The sequence below is a fragment of the Chitinimonas sp. genome (genome assembly GCF_036568685.1).
Classification (GTDB): Bacteria; Pseudomonadota; Gammaproteobacteria; order Burkholderiales; family Chitinimonadaceae; genus Chitinimonas.
Genome location: NZ_DATCSC010000034.1, coordinates 49,011 through 63,618, shown reverse-complemented (window position 1 = coordinate 63,618; position 14,608 = coordinate 49,011). Strand labels below are relative to the sequence as shown.

The 14,608-nt window shown below is 61.6% G+C and carries 13 protein-coding genes; 6 read left to right on the top strand and 7 right to left on the bottom strand.

Going from position 1 to position 14,608, the window contains the following annotated elements; all coding sequences use genetic code 11:
• The first annotated feature begins 54 nt into the window (after positions 1-54).
• Both serS and VIM95_RS05685 read left to right on the top strand, forming a co-directional pair.
• The gene (gene serS, locus VIM95_RS05690) at positions 55-1,335 is read left to right on the top strand and encodes a serine--tRNA ligase (RefSeq protein WP_331983926.1); all 1,281 of its coding nucleotides are present in this window, start codon (positions 55-57) and stop codon (positions 1,333-1,335) included.
• A 70-nt stretch (positions 1,336-1,405) separates the two neighbouring features.
• The gene (locus tag VIM95_RS05685; RefSeq protein ID WP_331983924.1) at positions 1,406-2,725 is read left to right on the top strand and encodes an MFS transporter; all 1,320 of its coding nucleotides are present in this window, start codon (positions 1,406-1,408) and stop codon (positions 2,723-2,725) included.
• Between the two features lie 60 nt (positions 2,726-2,785).
• On the opposite strand, the gene VIM95_RS05680 is transcribed toward VIM95_RS05685, so the two are convergent.
• The 3 genes from VIM95_RS05680 to VIM95_RS05670 form a co-directional block, all read right to left on the bottom strand.
• Positions 2,786-2,989, bottom strand: a complete 204-nt coding sequence (locus tag VIM95_RS05680) for a DUF3460 family protein (RefSeq protein WP_331983922.1) — start codon at positions 2,987-2,989, stop codon at positions 2,786-2,788.
• A gap of 123 nt (positions 2,990-3,112) precedes the next feature.
• Positions 3,113-4,294 carry an acetyl-CoA C-acetyltransferase gene (locus VIM95_RS05675; protein WP_331983920.1) on the bottom strand — a complete coding sequence of 394 codons (1,182 nt, stop codon included), beginning with the start codon at positions 4,292-4,294 and terminating at the stop codon, positions 3,113-3,115.
• Positions 4,295-4,439: 145 nt separating this feature from the next.
• Positions 4,440-6,206 (bottom strand): class I poly(R)-hydroxyalkanoic acid synthase, encoded by a 1,767-nt coding sequence (locus VIM95_RS05670; protein WP_331983918.1) that lies wholly within the window; start codon positions 6,204-6,206, stop codon positions 4,440-4,442.
• 342 nt (positions 6,207-6,548) lie between these two features.
• Here VIM95_RS05670 and VIM95_RS05665 point away from each other — a divergent pair, with 342 nt between their 5' ends.
• From VIM95_RS05665 to bfr, 3 genes are all read left to right on the top strand, one after another.
• Positions 6,549-7,586 (top strand): D-alanyl-D-alanine carboxypeptidase family protein, encoded by a 1,038-nt coding sequence (locus VIM95_RS05665; protein ID WP_331983916.1) that lies wholly within the window; start codon positions 6,549-6,551, stop codon positions 7,584-7,586.
• A 145-nt stretch (positions 7,587-7,731) separates the two neighbouring features.
• Entirely contained in the window at positions 7,732-7,944 is a 213-nt protein-coding gene (locus VIM95_RS05660) for a bacterioferritin-associated ferredoxin (RefSeq protein WP_331983914.1), read from the top strand.
• A 140-nt stretch (positions 7,945-8,084) separates the two neighbouring features.
• The gene (gene bfr, locus VIM95_RS05655) at positions 8,085-8,555 is read left to right on the top strand and encodes a bacterioferritin (RefSeq protein WP_331983912.1); all 471 of its coding nucleotides are present in this window, start codon (positions 8,085-8,087) and stop codon (positions 8,553-8,555) included.
• 72 nt (positions 8,556-8,627) lie between these two features.
• Here bfr and VIM95_RS05650 read toward each other — a convergent pair whose 3' ends face one another.
• From VIM95_RS05650 to VIM95_RS05635, 4 genes are all read right to left on the bottom strand, one after another.
• Positions 8,628-9,488: a hypothetical protein gene (locus VIM95_RS05650; RefSeq protein ID WP_331983910.1), complete on the bottom strand. Its 861-nt coding sequence runs from the start codon at positions 9,486-9,488 to the stop codon at positions 8,628-8,630.
• An 81-nt stretch (positions 9,489-9,569) separates the two neighbouring features.
• Complete coding sequence (locus VIM95_RS05645; protein ID WP_331983908.1) at positions 9,570-10,613, bottom strand: ABC transporter ATP-binding protein; 1,044 nt, start codon at positions 10,611-10,613, stop codon at positions 9,570-9,572.
• A complete protein-coding gene (locus VIM95_RS05640) occupies positions 10,610-12,235 on the bottom strand; it encodes an iron ABC transporter permease (protein ID WP_331983906.1) in 1,626 nt (541 codons plus the stop codon). Before VIM95_RS05640 ends, VIM95_RS05645 begins: the two co-directional genes overlap by 4 nt.
• A 139-nt stretch (positions 12,236-12,374) precedes the next feature.
• A complete protein-coding gene (locus VIM95_RS05635) occupies positions 12,375-13,367 on the bottom strand; it encodes a Fe(3+) ABC transporter substrate-binding protein (protein WP_331983904.1) in 993 nt (330 codons plus the stop codon).
• Between the two features lie 173 nt (positions 13,368-13,540).
• Between VIM95_RS05635 and VIM95_RS05630 the strand changes: the two genes are divergently transcribed.
• Positions 13,541-14,542: a recombination-associated protein RdgC gene (locus VIM95_RS05630; RefSeq protein ID WP_331983902.1), complete on the top strand. Its 1,002-nt coding sequence runs from the start codon at positions 13,541-13,543 to the stop codon at positions 14,540-14,542.
• Positions 14,543-14,608: the final 66 nt, after the last annotated feature.

Genomic DNA, 14,608 nt, shown 5'->3' with positions numbered 1-14,608 from the left:
CCCCGATCCGATATTCGCCATTGAAACGCATACCGCTGAAAGCACAGGCTCGCCATGCTAGATATCCAACAACTCCGTAACGACCTCGACGGCGTCACCGCCCGCCTGCTGGCCCGCGGCTTCGCCTTTGACAGCGCCGCCTTCGCCGCGCTGGAACACGAACGCAAGACCCTGCAGACCCGTACCCAGGATCTGCAGGCCGAGCGCAATGCCAAATCCAAGCAGATCGGCATCGCCAAGAGCAAGGGCGAGGATGTCGCCCCCATCATGGCCAGCGTGGCCAACCTCGGTGACGAGCTGAAGGCGGCCGAGCACAACCTCGCCGCCCTGCAGGAAAAGCTCAATGACCTGCTGCTGCGCGTACCCAACCTGCCGCATGCTTCGGTGCCCGAGGGCAAGGACGAGAGCGGCAATGTGGAACTGCACCGCTGGGGCACCCCGCGCAGCTTCGACTTCGAAGTGAAGGACCATGTGGACGTCGGGACGCCGCTGGGCCTCGATTTCGAGACTGGTGCCAAGCTCTCGGGCGCCCGCTTCACCGTGCTCAAGGGGCATATCGCCCGCCTGCACCGGGCGCTCGCGCAGTTCATGATCGACACCCAGACCAATGAGCACGGCTACACCGAGGTCTACACGCCCTATATCGTGAACCCCGAGGTGCTGTACGGCACCGGCCAGCTGCCCAAGTTCGGCGAGGACATGTTCCGGGTCGAGCGTGGCGGTGAGGACGGCCAGACTCAATACCTGATCTCGACCTCGGAAATTTCGCTGACCAACACGGTGCGCGACAGCATCCTCAAGGCCGAAGAGCTGCCGATCAAGCTGACCGCCCACTCGCCTTGCTTCCGCTCGGAAGCCGGCAGCTACGGCCGAGATACCCGCGGCATGATCCGCCAGCATCAGTTCGACAAGGTGGAGATGGTGCAGATCGTCGCACCCGAGAAGAGCTTTGAGGCGCTGGAAGAAATGCGCCAGCACGCCGAGAACGTGCTGCAGAAGCTGGGCCTGCCCTACCGTGTGGTGACCCTGTGCACCGGTGATATGGGCTTTACCGCGGTCAAGACCTACGACTTGGAAGTCTGGCTGCCGGCCCAGAACACCTACCGCGAGATCAGCTCGGTATCGAACTGCGAAGCCTTCCAGGCCCGCCGTATGCAGGCCCGCTACAAGAACGAGGCCGGCAAGAACGAGCTGGTACACACCCTCAATGGTTCGGGCCTGGCGGTGGGCCGTACCCTGGTGGCGGTACTGGAGAACTACCAGAACGCCGATGGCAGCGTGACCGTGCCCGAGGCCCTGCGCCCCTATATGGGCGGCATCACCAAGCTGGGCTGACCCCCGGCCTCGCCCCAACAAGCCGCCGCAGATACTGCGGCGGCTTTTTCATCCCCGCCCGAAAGAACGGATGCTCGCCTCCACCGTCGAACGCCTGCAGGAAGTCGGTACGGCTTTCCGCAAGCTTTTGCTCAGCGATGCACTGACCCTGCTGGGCCTGATGGTGGGCCAGGTCGCCCTGCCCTGGTGGATCGTCAAGCAGGGTGGCGCCCTGCACCTGGCGCAATATGGGCTGACCACCGGCTTTGCCGCCTTTGCCGCCATGCCCTTGCTGGCACCGCTGGGCGACCGCTACCCCAAGAACCGGCTGATCACCGCAGGCCTCTTGGCCATGGCCGTCGCCGCCCTGTTGATGACCGTGCTGGCCAGTCTGGGCCAATACCACTTCCTCCCGCTGCTGCTGGCCGGCTGCTTGCAGGTGATCGCCCTCGCCGTCATCAACCCTGCGGTCAGCAGCATCAGCAGCGAGCTGGTGCCGCCCGAGCGGCTGACCGATGCACTCAGCCTGCAAAAAACGGCGCAGTCGCTAGGCCGCCTGCTGGGGCCGGCCTTGGCGGGTTTGATGCTGGCTGTGGCCAGCATCCCCATCACACTGGGCCTGCACTGCGCGCTGTTGCTGATTGCTGCGCTGTACGCCCGCCATATCCCCACCCATTCTATCGAGCACCCAAAGGGTTACAGCCTGGCGCGTTGGCGGCGCGATCTGCTGGCCGGCCTGCGCGCCAGTTGGCAGGTACCGCTGGAGCGCTACTGGACCCTGGCCAACTTCACCTCCTGGCTATTCCTCGGCCCCGCCGTGGGTATGCTGGTACCGATCAAGGTGCACGCGCTGGGCCTTTCCGGCAGTTGGCTGGGCGCCTGCGAGGCGGCACTCTCTGCAGGCATGCTGATCGGCACCCTGGGCGCGGCCGGCTGGTTCATGGCCCGCTTCAGCCGCTATCAGCTGCGCGTCGGCGCCGGCGTCGCCCAAGGGCTGACCCTGGCGCTGGCGGGCTTCACGCAAAGCCCCTGGCTACTGTTGCCAGCCCTGTTCGGCTGCGGGCTGACCAATACCATTTTGATCCTGGTGGGCATGACCCACCGCATGCTGGCGCGCCCGCTTGCCTTCCGCAGCCGCATGTCGGCCGTCGCCATCATGTCCGGCCAGCTGGCCGGCAGCCTGGGGCCCGCTCTGGCCGGCGTCATGCTCAGCCAGCACAGCGTCGCTGCGGTCTATGTGAGTTTTGGTCTGCTCGGTGCCGCTTTCGCCACCTCGCTCGCGCTGGTGCCCGGCTTCAAGACCTTTATGAACCTCGACCACAACAAGGTTCGCGACTGGTATGGCAAGCAGTACCCGGAGGCTTTCCGCGAGCCGGGCGGTACAAGTCAAACTGCGGAACAGACAGGCTAGACCAATAAAAAAGCGACCCTCAGGTCGCTTTTTTACTGCTTGCCACAGTGGCAATGGTGATCAGTTCGCCTCGTAGACGTACGGCTTCTGCTTCACGCGGCTCTCTTCGGCATCCTTCTGAAAGCCACGATCAACCTGCTTGTCCCACAGGAGCGAACGGCCTTCGACCTGGCCCTTGGCAACTTCGGGATTCTTGGCGAGGTAGTCGCGCAGAAATTCGGTGGTTTCGGAAACGTAGTTGATGTCTTTGAACAGCAGCGGCATGGTAGGAACTCCAGCAAAACCTTGAATGCCCCGATTATACGTCCTGAGAACCCATAAGGCGGCAAGGGGTAATAAAAAACCGGGCGCAAGGCCCGGTTTTCTTTGCAGCAAGGCAGGGAACGCTTAGATGCGCTCGACGCAAAGCGCCACGCCCATGCCACCACCAATACACAGCGTGGCCAGGCCTCGCTTGGCATCGCGACGAGCCAGCTCATGCAGCAGGGTGACCAGCACGCGGGCGCCGGAAGCACCGATGGGGTGACCCAGGGCGATCGCGCCGCCGTTGACGTTGACCTTGTTCCAGTCCCACTTCAGCTCGCGCGCCACACCCAGCGCCTGAGCCGCAAAGGCCTCGTTGGCTTCGATCAGGTCGACCTGATCCAGGGTCCAGCCGGCACGTGCCAGTGCGCGCTGGGTAGCCGGCACCGGGCCCATGCCCATGATGGTGGGATCGACGCCGGCAGAAGCATAGCCAGCCACGCGGGCCAGCGGCTTGAGGCCCAGCGCGGCGGCCTTCTGCGCGGTCATCAGCATCACGGCGGCGGCACCGTCATTGATGCCCGAAGCGTTGCCTGCCGTGACCGAACCTTCCTTGGTAAAGGCCGGGCGCAACTTGGCCAGCGCATCCATGGTGGTGCCATGCTTGATGTATTCATCGCTGGCAAAGCTGATCGGATCGCCCTTGCGCTGGGGCACCAGCACCGGGGTGATCTCATCGTTGAACTTGCCGGCCTTCTGGGCGGCCTCGGCCTTGTTCTGCGAGGCCAGCGCCAGTTCGTCCTGCTCCTGGCGGCTGATGTTGTACTTCTGGGCGATATTCTCGGCGGTGATGCCCATGGGGTACTGGTTGTACACGTCGGTCAGGCCGTCGTACATCATGCTGTCCACCAGGGTGGCCGGGCCCATGCGAATGCCGTCACGGCTATTGGGCAAGAGGTGCGGCGCGGCCGACATATTCTCCTGACCGCCGGCGATCACGATCTCGTTGTCGCCCGACAAGATGGACTGGATAGCCAGGTGAGTAGCCTTGAGGCCCGAACCGCAGACCTGGTTGATGGTCAGTGCCGGCACCTGGACCGGAATACCGGCCTTGATCAGTGCCTGGCGGGCCGGGTTCTGGCCCAAGCCAGCGGTCAGCACATTGCCCAGAATCACTTCGCTGATCTGCTCGCCCGTCACGCCGGTCTTGTCGAGCAGGGCCTTGATGACGGTGGCGCCGAGATCCGGCGCGGCCACCTTGGCCAGGCTGCCGCCGAAGGAACCGACGGCGGTACGCAGTGCGGCGACGATAACGACTTCAGACATGGTGTAACTCCTACGATGGGGTGGTAAGGACCGCGCCTTGTCCATTCCTCCTGGACGGCACAGTTCGCTATTTGTCGCCCCGCTCGAAGGCGGGGCAGGCCGAGTTTTCTGTTGCTGGTACCGCTGTGCTGTTGTTGCGGGCCGTTCAGGCCTCTGCCACTTTGGCCTTCACATAGCTGCCCGGGGCCGGCTCAATGGCCTTGTATTTGGTATTGCCGGGCTTCTTGGGCGCGGCGATCTTCTTGCCCGAACGCGGCGCCACCCAGTTGTCCCAATCCTGCCACCAGCTGCCGGGCCGGCTTTCAGCTTGGGATAGCCAGCTTTCGGCATCCTTGGGGTAGTGGTCAGACACCCAATAATTGCGCTTGTTCGGCCCCACCGGGTTGATGGAACCGGCGATATGACCGGAGGCACCCAGCACGAAGCGCAGATCCTTGCTGCCCAGCAGCTGGGTACCGCGATAGGCCGAGGTCCAAGGCACGATATGGTCCTCACGGGCGGCGAAGATATAGATGGGCCAGTCGTACTGACTGACATCTACCGGCACGCCGCAGACCTTCATCTTGCCCTTCTTAGCCAGGTTGTTTTCCAGGTACATCTGCCGCAGGAAGAAGGTGTGCATGGGCAGCGGCAGATTGGCCGAATCGTTGTTCCAGTACAGGAGGTCAAAGGGCGGCGGAGTCTTGCCCTTGAGGTAGTTGTTGACCACGTAGTTCCAGATCAGGTCGTTGGCGCGCAGCATGGCGAAGGCACGGCCCAGCTCCTTGCCGCTGATCACGCCGCCCTCAGCCATCTTGGCCTCACGCGAGCGGACCAGGTCCTCGTCCACGAACTGCTTGATCTCGCCCGGCTCGGTATGGTCGATCAGCGAGGTCATGAAGGTCACACTTTCGAACCAGTCGAGCTTGCGCGCCTTCATCACGGCCAGGACGGTGCTCAGGATCACGCCGCCGATACAGAAACCCAGCACATTGACCTTGTCCTGCTTGCTGATCTCGCGCACCACCTCGGTGGCCTTGATCACGCCATCTTCGACATAGCTGTCCCAGGTCAGCTTGCCCAACTCGGGGGTGATGTTGCGCCAGGACACCATGAACACCGTGTAGCCCTGGGCTACAAAGTGGCGAACCATGGAATTCTCGGGCTGCAGGTCCATGAGGTAGTACTTGTTGACCGCGGGCGGCACGAACAAGAGCGGCCGCTCGTAGACCTCCGCCGTGGAGGGCGTGTACTGGATCAGTTGGAACAGCTCGCTCTGGAACACCACCGTGCCGGGGGTGATGGCGAGGTTCACGCCGACCTCGAACTTGGATTCGTCGGTCATGGAGATATGGCCCTTGGCCATATCCTCGGAAAGTTTGCGCATACCCTCGGCCAAGCTCGCACCTTGCGTGTCGATAGCGAGCTTGATGACCTCGGGGTTGGTCAGCGCGAAATTGGAGGGCGACATCGCGTCGATGAACTGCTGGGTATAGAAGCCCAGCTTCACGCGGGTGGCCTCGTCCATGGGCACGCCACCTACCATGTCGGTCAGCCATTTGGCGCTGAGCAGGTAGTTCTCTTTGAGGTATTCGAAGAAGGGGTATTGCGCCCATTCGGGCGCGGCAAAGCGGCGGTCACCGCGCACCGCAGCAGCGGCGGGCTTCTCACCACCGGCAGCAAACAGGCCGGTCCAGAGATCCATCTGGCGGCGGTAGTAACTGCTTTGCAGCCCCATCAAATGCTGGGTGTTGCCAAGCAGACCCTGCATAAAGGTCTCCATGGCAGCAGAGCGCTGCTCGGGCTCCTTGGGCTGCATGCCGCTGACAAAGCTGTCGAGCAGCTTGCGGTTGGCATCGGTCAGCGACTGCATGAATTCCTGGTAGCTGGCTGCATCGGCGCCCAGCTGGCGCTCAGGACTGGACTGGCTCAAGAGGTCGTCTCCCCCGGGTCGCTCGCCCGGTGTATTAGTGCTCGCTCATTTGCTGCATCGCAACAATCAACTGCAAGCGCATTGTAGGCGTGCCTTTGCGAACTCGACAAGGCCCACGCAATACCTTGTTCTGACGCTATTTTGCGCCGAACGTAGCTGGGGCAGGACGCAAGAATTTGGTAATATTTGCACAGTGCGCGCAGGACAAGTGCTTATTTTTTAAGCAGTTTTAATAAACGACCTGACCTATGTGGCCTTACTCCATGATTTTTCATGGATTTTCGAACTTTGCTTATGTATTATCGCCACATCGATCCACCGTTTATTCGGAGACGCCGTACCATGTCTCGCCTCTCCGCGCTCGTCGCAGGCATCCTCAGCCTTGGGCTGCTGGCTTCCCCATTGACGGCTGAAGCCTCCCAGAGCCACAAAAAACACACCACCCGCACTGCCACCACGAGCAAAGCCAAGGCCAGCAAGGCCAAGGTCGCCGCTGCGCCAGCCCGCAAGGCCAAAGCCAGCAAGGTAGTGATCAGCAAGCGCCCGCAAGGCGGTCGCGTCACTCGTGTTTCGGCCCAACCCTCCACTCTGCCCTCTGCGCTTGGCGCATTGCGCTCGCCGGCGCTGTATTCCAGCGCCGCCGTGGTGGTCAACGCCATTTCGGGTGAACGCATCTACGAAAAAAACAGCCAGGCCCAGGCACCGATCGCCTCCATCACCAAGCTGATGACCGCGATCGTGACCCTGGACATGCACCTGCCGCTGGACGAGCCCATCACCATTACCGAAGAGGACGTGGATACGCTGAAGAACTCCAGCTCGCGCCTCTTGGTGGGCACCACGCTGAGCCGTGGCGAGATCATGCATCTGGCGCTGATGTCCTCGGAAAACCGCGCAGCCCACGCCCTGGCCCGCACCGCCCCCGGCGGCAAGGCGGCCTTTGTGGCCAAGATGAACCGTACCGCCCAGTCGCTGGGCATGCAGAACACCCGCTTTGAAGACCCGACCGGTCTGACCAGCGCGAATGTCTCCACCGCCAACGACCTGATCCGGCTGGTGCAGGCAGCCCACCATTACCCCGAGATCCGTGCCTACTCCACCAGCGAGGAGTACAGCTTCATCTCCAGCGTGAATGGCCGTGGCTATACCTTCCACAACACCAACCCGCTGGTGAAGAACGTGGCCTGGGAGATTGGCGTCTCCAAGACCGGCTATATCTCCGAGGCCGGCAAGTGCCTGGTGATGCAGGCCACGATCAACGAAACCCCGGTGGTAATCGTATTGCTGGATTCGGCCGGCAAGCTGACCCGGATCGGTGACGCCCAACGCATCAAGAAGTGGCTGGAGACCAGCCCCGGTGCCATGTTGCACGCTGGCTGAACCCTACCCCGCCACAAGCAAGGCCCACCCTATGGTGGGCCTTTGTTTTTGCGCCTATCGAACCATCTCGAGACGACAGACGGCAGTTGCTTCAAAAAATGAGAATCCCTATCATTCCGATTAGGTTTTCAATGAATCGACTGCCATGTACGTCTGCATCTGCAACGCCGTTACCGACAAGCAAATTCGCCGCGCCGTGCACAACGGCTGTGACAGCATGCGTGATCTGCGCATGGAGCTTGGTGTGGCTGGCTGCTGCGGCAAATGCGCACCCGATGCCCGCGCCCTGCTGCTGGACAGCAAGCGCGAACAGGCCGGCAACGGCCACGGAGTCTCGATTACGCTGGTACCCGTCTGACCGATTTTTCGGCTTTCTGCTTGCCGCTCCTTCGCTATCTGGCTACGCTGGATAGCTGAACGAGCGGCTGTGCCGCTTTCCGGGAGCGCCTATGCTGCGCCAGCTCCCCGCCTGCATACACAATGCAAGGAGGCCAAAAAATGAAAGGCGACAAGAAGGTCATCAGCTATCTCAACGCGGCGCTCAAAAACGAGCTCACCGCGATCAACCAGTACTTCCTGCATGCCCGCATGTTCAAGAACTGGGGCTTCAAGGAACTGGACGAGCACGAGTACCACGAGTCCATCGACGAGATGAAGCACGCCGACATGCTGATCGAGCGCATCCTCTTCCTGGAAGGCCTGCCCAATCTGCAGGAGCTGGGCAAGATCTATATCGGCGAGGACGTGAAAGAAGCGCTGGAGTGCGACCTCAAACTGGAGATGGAGGCCTGCCCCGTACTCAAGGAAGCGATCGGCTACTGCGAGAAGGTGCACGACTACGTCAGCCGCGACCTGTTCAAGCACATCCTCGAGAACGAGGAAGAACACATAGACTGGCTGGAAACCAACCTCGGCCTGATCGAGAGCGTGGGCTACCAGAACTACCTGCAGTCGCAGATGGGATCTTGAGCGTTACCACTCAATAAAAAAGCCGCAGCGGTGCTGCGGCTTTTTGTTAATTTTCCCAGATTGGCTTAGCAACTAAGTAAGTCCACTTCTCTGGAATATTCCCATGTTTATCTTATCGGCTATTTCTTTCGGGAAAGTCTCAACAACATACACCATCCCTGCATTTGGATCTTCAACTTTCTCAACAAGCGTAAATGCCCTCAGGCTAGGGGTTCCAACCTTACCATCCCCATGCGAAGACACTACCTCCAAATGAGAAATAGCTCCTTCAGAGACGTTATGAACACCTGAAATTTTCTCCATTTCCAGATCGCACCTCTCGCCATCAGTCTCAATGGAAATTTTCGAAACACTCAATCGTCCATGCCTCACACCTTCAGGAAGACCACGATTCTCCAACTCCGTCTCCCATCCCCAGTAAGTTATATTATGAGGCCTCAACTGATTAACGCCCAGCAGATGCCCTCTGACTGCCAGCAATATCTCAAAAACATTGTCAGCAGTTGGATCATGTTGAAGTACCTTACCAAGGCCAATAGCAATCTCATCAGGCAACCACAGCGCAGCCTCAAACGAAAGCTTGTTTATTCTTCTTCTTTGTTCCATTGGAATTGGCTTTTCTGGTTGAACCGCCATCCATTCGGCAAGTAAATCGGCAACCAGCTGCGCACGTTCCCTTTTTCGCAGTTCGCCCTCATAATCAGCCTTCAGCTTATCGTACTGATATTTTATAGAACCCTCATAGTCAGCCTTCAACTTGTCATACTGATGCTTAACAGCAGCTTCATAATCAACTTTAAATTTATCGTATTGAAGCTTAATGGACGAATCAATTCGCCCACCAACCCATCTCACCGCAAGCCACGTCACTAGACCAGCCGCACCACCAGAAAGACTAAATTCCTTCCAGTTACTGAGAAGCCACTCAAGCATATTCCCCTCCCGCTAGAGGCACAGTCACAATACAAGCCAATTCCAGCCTGATGGCTAGCAAACTAGCGTCTCGGTAGACATTTATGCAAACGCAATCACGTGATCGATCTCCAGCCGTATGCCGATGGCCTCGCCAATGGCGTGGTCATGGTGGCTGGGCACCAGGCTCAGCACGGTGGCACCGGAAGGCAGCGCCAAGGTGTAGAGGAACTGCGCACCGCGGAAGGCCTTCTTGACTACGCGGGCCTTGAGGCTACTGGCATCGTCGTGCAGCACATCGTCCGGACGCAAGAGCACATCCACTCGCTGGCCCGCCGCAAAAGCGTGGCCGGCATGCAGGGCACGGCGGCCCAGTTCGAAGTCCAGCAGATCACCCGCCAGCACCTCACCGGGCAGGAAGGTGCCCTCGCCTACGAAGTCGGCGACAAAGCGGTCGTTGGGCTCATGGTAGAGCGCATAGGCACTGTCCCACTGCTTGAGCCTGCCCTGCGCCATCACGCCGATACGGTCGGCCAGCGCGAAGGCTTCGTGCTGGTCGTGGGTGACCAGCAGCGCGGTCGTGCCGCGTGCCTTGAGGATGTCGCGTACCTCGCCGGAGAGCCGCTCGCGCAGCTCCACGTCGAGGTTGGAGAAGGGTTCGTCCAGCAGCAAGAGGCGTGGCGCCGGTGCCAGGGCGCGGGCCAGGGCCACGCGTTGCTGCTGGCCGCCGGAGAGCGCATGGGTGTAGTCGTCCGCATGACCGGCGAGGCCCACCACCTCCAGCAGCTCCATGGTGCGCGCATGTGCCTCGCTGCGGCTGAGCGAGCCCAGGCCAAAGGCGACATTGCCGGCCACGGTCAGGTGCGGGAACAAGGCGTAATCCTGGAACACCATGCCGATGCCGCGCTGCTGCGGAGGCCATTGTTCATCTGCCGTGGCGATCACGTCGCCGTTGAGGCGGATGCGACCGGCGCGTATAGGTTCGAAACCGGCAATGGCGCGCAGCGCCGTGGTCTTACCACAGCCAGAAGGCCCCAGGAGGCAGCCGATCTCGCCTTCGGCGAGGGTAAAGGAGAGCTGCTCCAGCACCGGCTTGTCACCGTAGGCCACGCCTACCTGGTCCAGCGTCAGCAAGGTTTCCGTCACGATTGTTTCTCCGTCTCGCGCGCCAGCAATATCACCGGGATCAAGCCGGCCAGCACGATGGCGACCGAAGGCAGGGCAGCGATCTCCCACTGCCCTTCGCTGGTCATCTCGAATACCCGTACCGACAGCGTGTCCCAGCCAAAAGGGCGGGTCATCAGCGTGATCGGCATCTCTTTCATTACATCCACAAATACCATCAGCGCCGCCGTCAGCAGCCCACCACGCAAGAGCGGCAGGTGGATGCGACGCAGCACGGCACGCCGGCCCAGCCCCATGGAGGCAGCCGCCTCCTCCTGGCTCTGGGTGATGCGCTCCATGGCCGCTTGCGTGGGCTCATAGGCCACGGCCAGGAAGCGGGCAGCAAAGGCCAGCAGCATGACCACCAAGGTGCCTTGCAAGATTTGAGTGGGCTGGCCCAGGCCCAGCGCCTTGATGCTGTTGATCAGGCCGTTCTCCAGCCAGGAGATGGGCAGGAAGATGCCCACCGCCAGCACCGTGCCGGGCACGGCGTAACCCAAGGTAGCGAGGCGCGCCGCGAGGCGGCTGGAAAGATCGTGCCGACGGCGCACCGCATAGGCCAGCACCAGCGCGAGCACCACCACACCCACGGCAGAGCCGGCCGCCAGCAAGAGTGAACGGCCGACAAAGCCGAAGTAGCGCAGGTCCAGCTGCTCGGCCGCGACCGAGGCCGCCCAGCGCAGCAGCTGCACCATGGGCACCAGGAAGGCGATGCCCAGCACCAGCAGACAGTAAGCCACCGCCGCCCAACCACGCCAGCCGGGCAAGCGCTCGGGCCTTGCCGCGCCAGCGCGGCCGGCACTGGTATAGCGCCGATCGCCGCGCACCTTTTGCTCCAGCAACACCAGCACCAGCACCGCAAACACCAGCAAGGAGGCCAGCTGCGAAGCGGCGTTGAGGTTGAAGAGGGCGAACCAGGCCTTGTAGATGGCCGTGGTAAAGGTGTCGTAGTTGAAGGTGGCGACTGTTCCAAAGTCAGCCAGGCACTCCATCAGCGCCAGCGTCAGCCCGCCGATGATCCAGGGCCGGGCCATGGGCAGTGCCACCCGCCAGAAGCCCTGCCGGCGGCTCAGGCCCAGCGAGGCGGCCACCTCCAGCGCACGCCGGCCCTGGGTGAGGAAGGCGTTACGTGCCAGCAGGTAGACGTAGGGATAGAGCGCCAGGGTGAGCGTGAGGATGACACCCCAACGCGAGCGGATGCTTGGCATCCAGCGCGTGTCTTCCATGTACTCGCGCAACAGCCCCTGCAGGGGGCCGGCGTAGTCGTATAGACCGATCTGCACAAAGGCCAGCACATAGCCCGGCATGGCCAGTGGCAGCGCCAGCGCCCAGGCCAGGTGCTTGCGCCAGGGGAAGTCGTAGACCGCAGTGAGCCAGGCCAGCGAGACACCCAACAGCAGGCTGCCTACGCCCACTCCCAGCACCAGCCAGAAGGTATTGGCCAGAAGCTGCGGCAGGACAAATTCGCCCAGATGCGACCACACCTCGCCCTGCGGCTTGAGCAGACTGGCGACCACGACGGCCAGCGGCAGCAGAGTGATCAGGGAGATCAGCCAGGCCAGCAGCCGCTCATCCAGCCAACGCCGTTTGACTTTGGCGGCCAAGGGAAGCGATCGGGAAGCGGTCTCGATGGGAAGGTCCATGATGTTGGAAAGCCGACGGTTGCGCGTGCAGCCGTCGGCTCGATAGTTGCTCAGGATAGCCTAGCGGGCGAATTCCAACCCGACAGCTTGTGCGACAGGCTTACCGGTATCCGGCGCGGTCCATCAGTTTGACCGCAGTAGCCTGCAGTTCACCGGCCTTGGCCACGTTGACATAGTCATGCTTGAAGTCCCCCCAGGCCGCCACGCGTGCGTCTGGCTTGACCTTGGGGTTGACCGGGAATTCCATGTTCTGGTCGGCGTAGAGGTTTTGCGCCTTCTCGCTCGACAACCATTCCATCAGACGCAAGGCACCCTTCTCGTTCTTGGCATAGCGGGTGACGCCCACACCGGAGATATTCACGTGCGTGCCGCTGCTTTGCTGGTTGGCCCAGAAGATGCCAATAGGCAGCTTGGGGTCGCGCTGCATGACGCGGCCGTAGTAGTAGGTGTTGGCGATGCCCACATCGCACAGCCCGGCGCCGATGGCCTTGAGCATGCTCTCGTCGTCGGAGAAGGGGTCGGCCGCCAGGTTGTTGACCCAGCCACGGACGATGCTTTCAGTCTTCTGCTCACCCAGGCGCACGATCATGGTACCGACCAGGGACTGGTTGTAGACCTTCTTGGCGGTGCGCAGGCAAAGACGGTTCTTCCACTTGGGACTGGCCAGGTCTTCGTAGCTCGAAAGGTCCGAAGGCTTCACCTTCTTGGTGTTGTAGAAGATGGTGCGGGCGCGGATGGACATGCCGTACCAGTAACCACCCGGGTCACGCAGGTGGGCGGGGACGTTGGCGTCCAGCACTGCCGATTTCACCGGCTTGAGCAGGCCTTGTTGTTCCGCCTGCCAGAGGTTGCCGGCATCCACTGTCAGCAGCATGTCGGCCGGGGTGTTGGCGCCTTCGGCCTTGAGCCGCTCCATCAGCGGGCCTTCCTGGCCGGTCACAAAGCGCACCTGCACACCGGTTTCCTTGGTGAAGGCATCGAACAGCGGCTTGATGAGCGCTTCGATACGGGCGGAATAGACTGTCACTTCTTCGGCAAAGGCAGGCGCAGCGGCTGTGAGAGCGGCGGCGATCAGCAGAGGGCGGAACTTCATGCAGGGGACTCCAGCTGGGTGCGACAAAGACAGGAGTTGAATTGTCGCATGAATGAGAATGCGTATCAAAACCTCGACGTGGACTACGCAACAAGACCAAACGTTCCCGCGCCGATTTTTCCCCGGAATGCACTACAATCCATCCCCGTTTTACTGCCGTTGGAATTCCCACCATGTGGTTCAAGAATCTGCAGCTCTATCGGATCACCGATCTGAGCAAACTCAATCCCGAACAACTGGATGCCGAGCTCAAGAAGCGCGCCTTCGTGCCGGTGGGCAGTACCGACAAGCTGGCTGCCGGCTGGATCGCTCCGGCCCGCCACGCGCCTGACGTGTTTGCCTACCCGCAGGCCAACGCCATGCTGATCGCCCTCAAGACCGAGGAGAAGCTGCTGCCCTCTTCCGTGGTCAAGGATGCTGCCGAGGAGCGCATCGAGGACATCGAGGCCAAGGAGCTGCGCAAGGTCGGCAAGAAGGAAGCCAAGGAGATCCGCGAGCGTATCGCCGAGGAACTGCTGCCACGCGCCTTCAGCCGTTCGCGCGTGCTGCGTGCGCTGATCGACTTCCAGGACGGCTGGATCTGGGTGGATACCGCAACGCCGGCCAAGGCCGAACTCCTGATCCAGCTGCTGCGCGAGAGCCTGGGCACGCTGCCGACCAAGCTGCCGCAGACCCAGCTCGACCCGGTTACCGCCATGAGCACCTGGCTGGACCACGATGCCCCCAGCAACTTCACGCTCGACGCCGACTGCGTGCTGAAGGCCCCGGGCGAAGGTGGTGCGCAGGTTACCTGTCGCCGGCACGACCTCAACTCGGACGAGGTGAAGCAACACCTCAAGACCGGCAAGCTGGTGACCCAGCTGGCGCTGAGCTGGGATGAGCGTATTGCCTTCGTGCTGACCGAGAAGCTGCAGATCAAGCGGCTGACCTTCCTGGACCTGCTCGAAGACAAGCTCAAGGAAGCGGATGCCGAAGACGCCGCCGCCATGTTCGACACCTCCTTGACCCTGATGGCCGAGGAAGGCCGTGGCCTGGTCGCAGCTGTGATCGAAGCGTTGGGCGACGAGCTGATGGAAATGTCGTCGGGCCCTGTGGCCGCCCCCGCACCGGCTCCGCAGCCAGCTGTCGCTGCCGCACCCGCCACGTCTGAAGGCAAGGTAGACGTACCCTGGTAAGGAACTGAAACGCACACCGGCCAGCCACGTGCAAGCGTGGTTCGGCCCCGGTGTTGCGCCATCCCC

What these genes read in the sequence shown, in the direction of transcription:
- serS (WP_331983926.1), top strand. Translation starts at nt 55, where the DNA reads ATGCTAGATATCCAACAACTCCGTAACGACCTCGACGGCGTCACCGCC.
- VIM95_RS05685 (WP_331983924.1), top strand. Translation starts at nt 1,406, where the DNA reads ATGCTCGCCTCCACCGTCGAACGCCTGCAGGAAGTCGGTACGGCTTTC.
- VIM95_RS05680 (WP_331983922.1), bottom strand. Translation starts at nt 2,989, where the DNA reads ATGCCGCTGCTGTTCAAAGACATCAACTACGTTTCCGAAACCACCGAA.
- VIM95_RS05675 (WP_331983920.1), bottom strand. Translation starts at nt 4,294, where the DNA reads ATGTCTGAAGTCGTTATCGTCGCCGCACTGCGTACCGCCGTCGGTTCC.
- VIM95_RS05665 (WP_331983916.1), top strand. Translation starts at nt 6,549, where the DNA reads ATGTCTCGCCTCTCCGCGCTCGTCGCAGGCATCCTCAGCCTTGGGCTG.
- VIM95_RS05660 (WP_331983914.1), top strand. Translation starts at nt 7,732, where the DNA reads ATGTACGTCTGCATCTGCAACGCCGTTACCGACAAGCAAATTCGCCGC.
- bfr (WP_331983912.1), top strand. Translation starts at nt 8,085, where the DNA reads ATGAAAGGCGACAAGAAGGTCATCAGCTATCTCAACGCGGCGCTCAAA.
- VIM95_RS05650 (WP_331983910.1), bottom strand. Translation starts at nt 9,488, where the DNA reads ATGCTTGAGTGGCTTCTCAGTAACTGGAAGGAATTTAGTCTTTCTGGT.
- VIM95_RS05635 (WP_331983904.1), bottom strand. Translation starts at nt 13,367, where the DNA reads ATGAAGTTCCGCCCTCTGCTGATCGCCGCCGCTCTCACAGCCGCTGCG.
- VIM95_RS05630 (WP_331983902.1), top strand. Translation starts at nt 13,541, where the DNA reads ATGTGGTTCAAGAATCTGCAGCTCTATCGGATCACCGATCTGAGCAAA.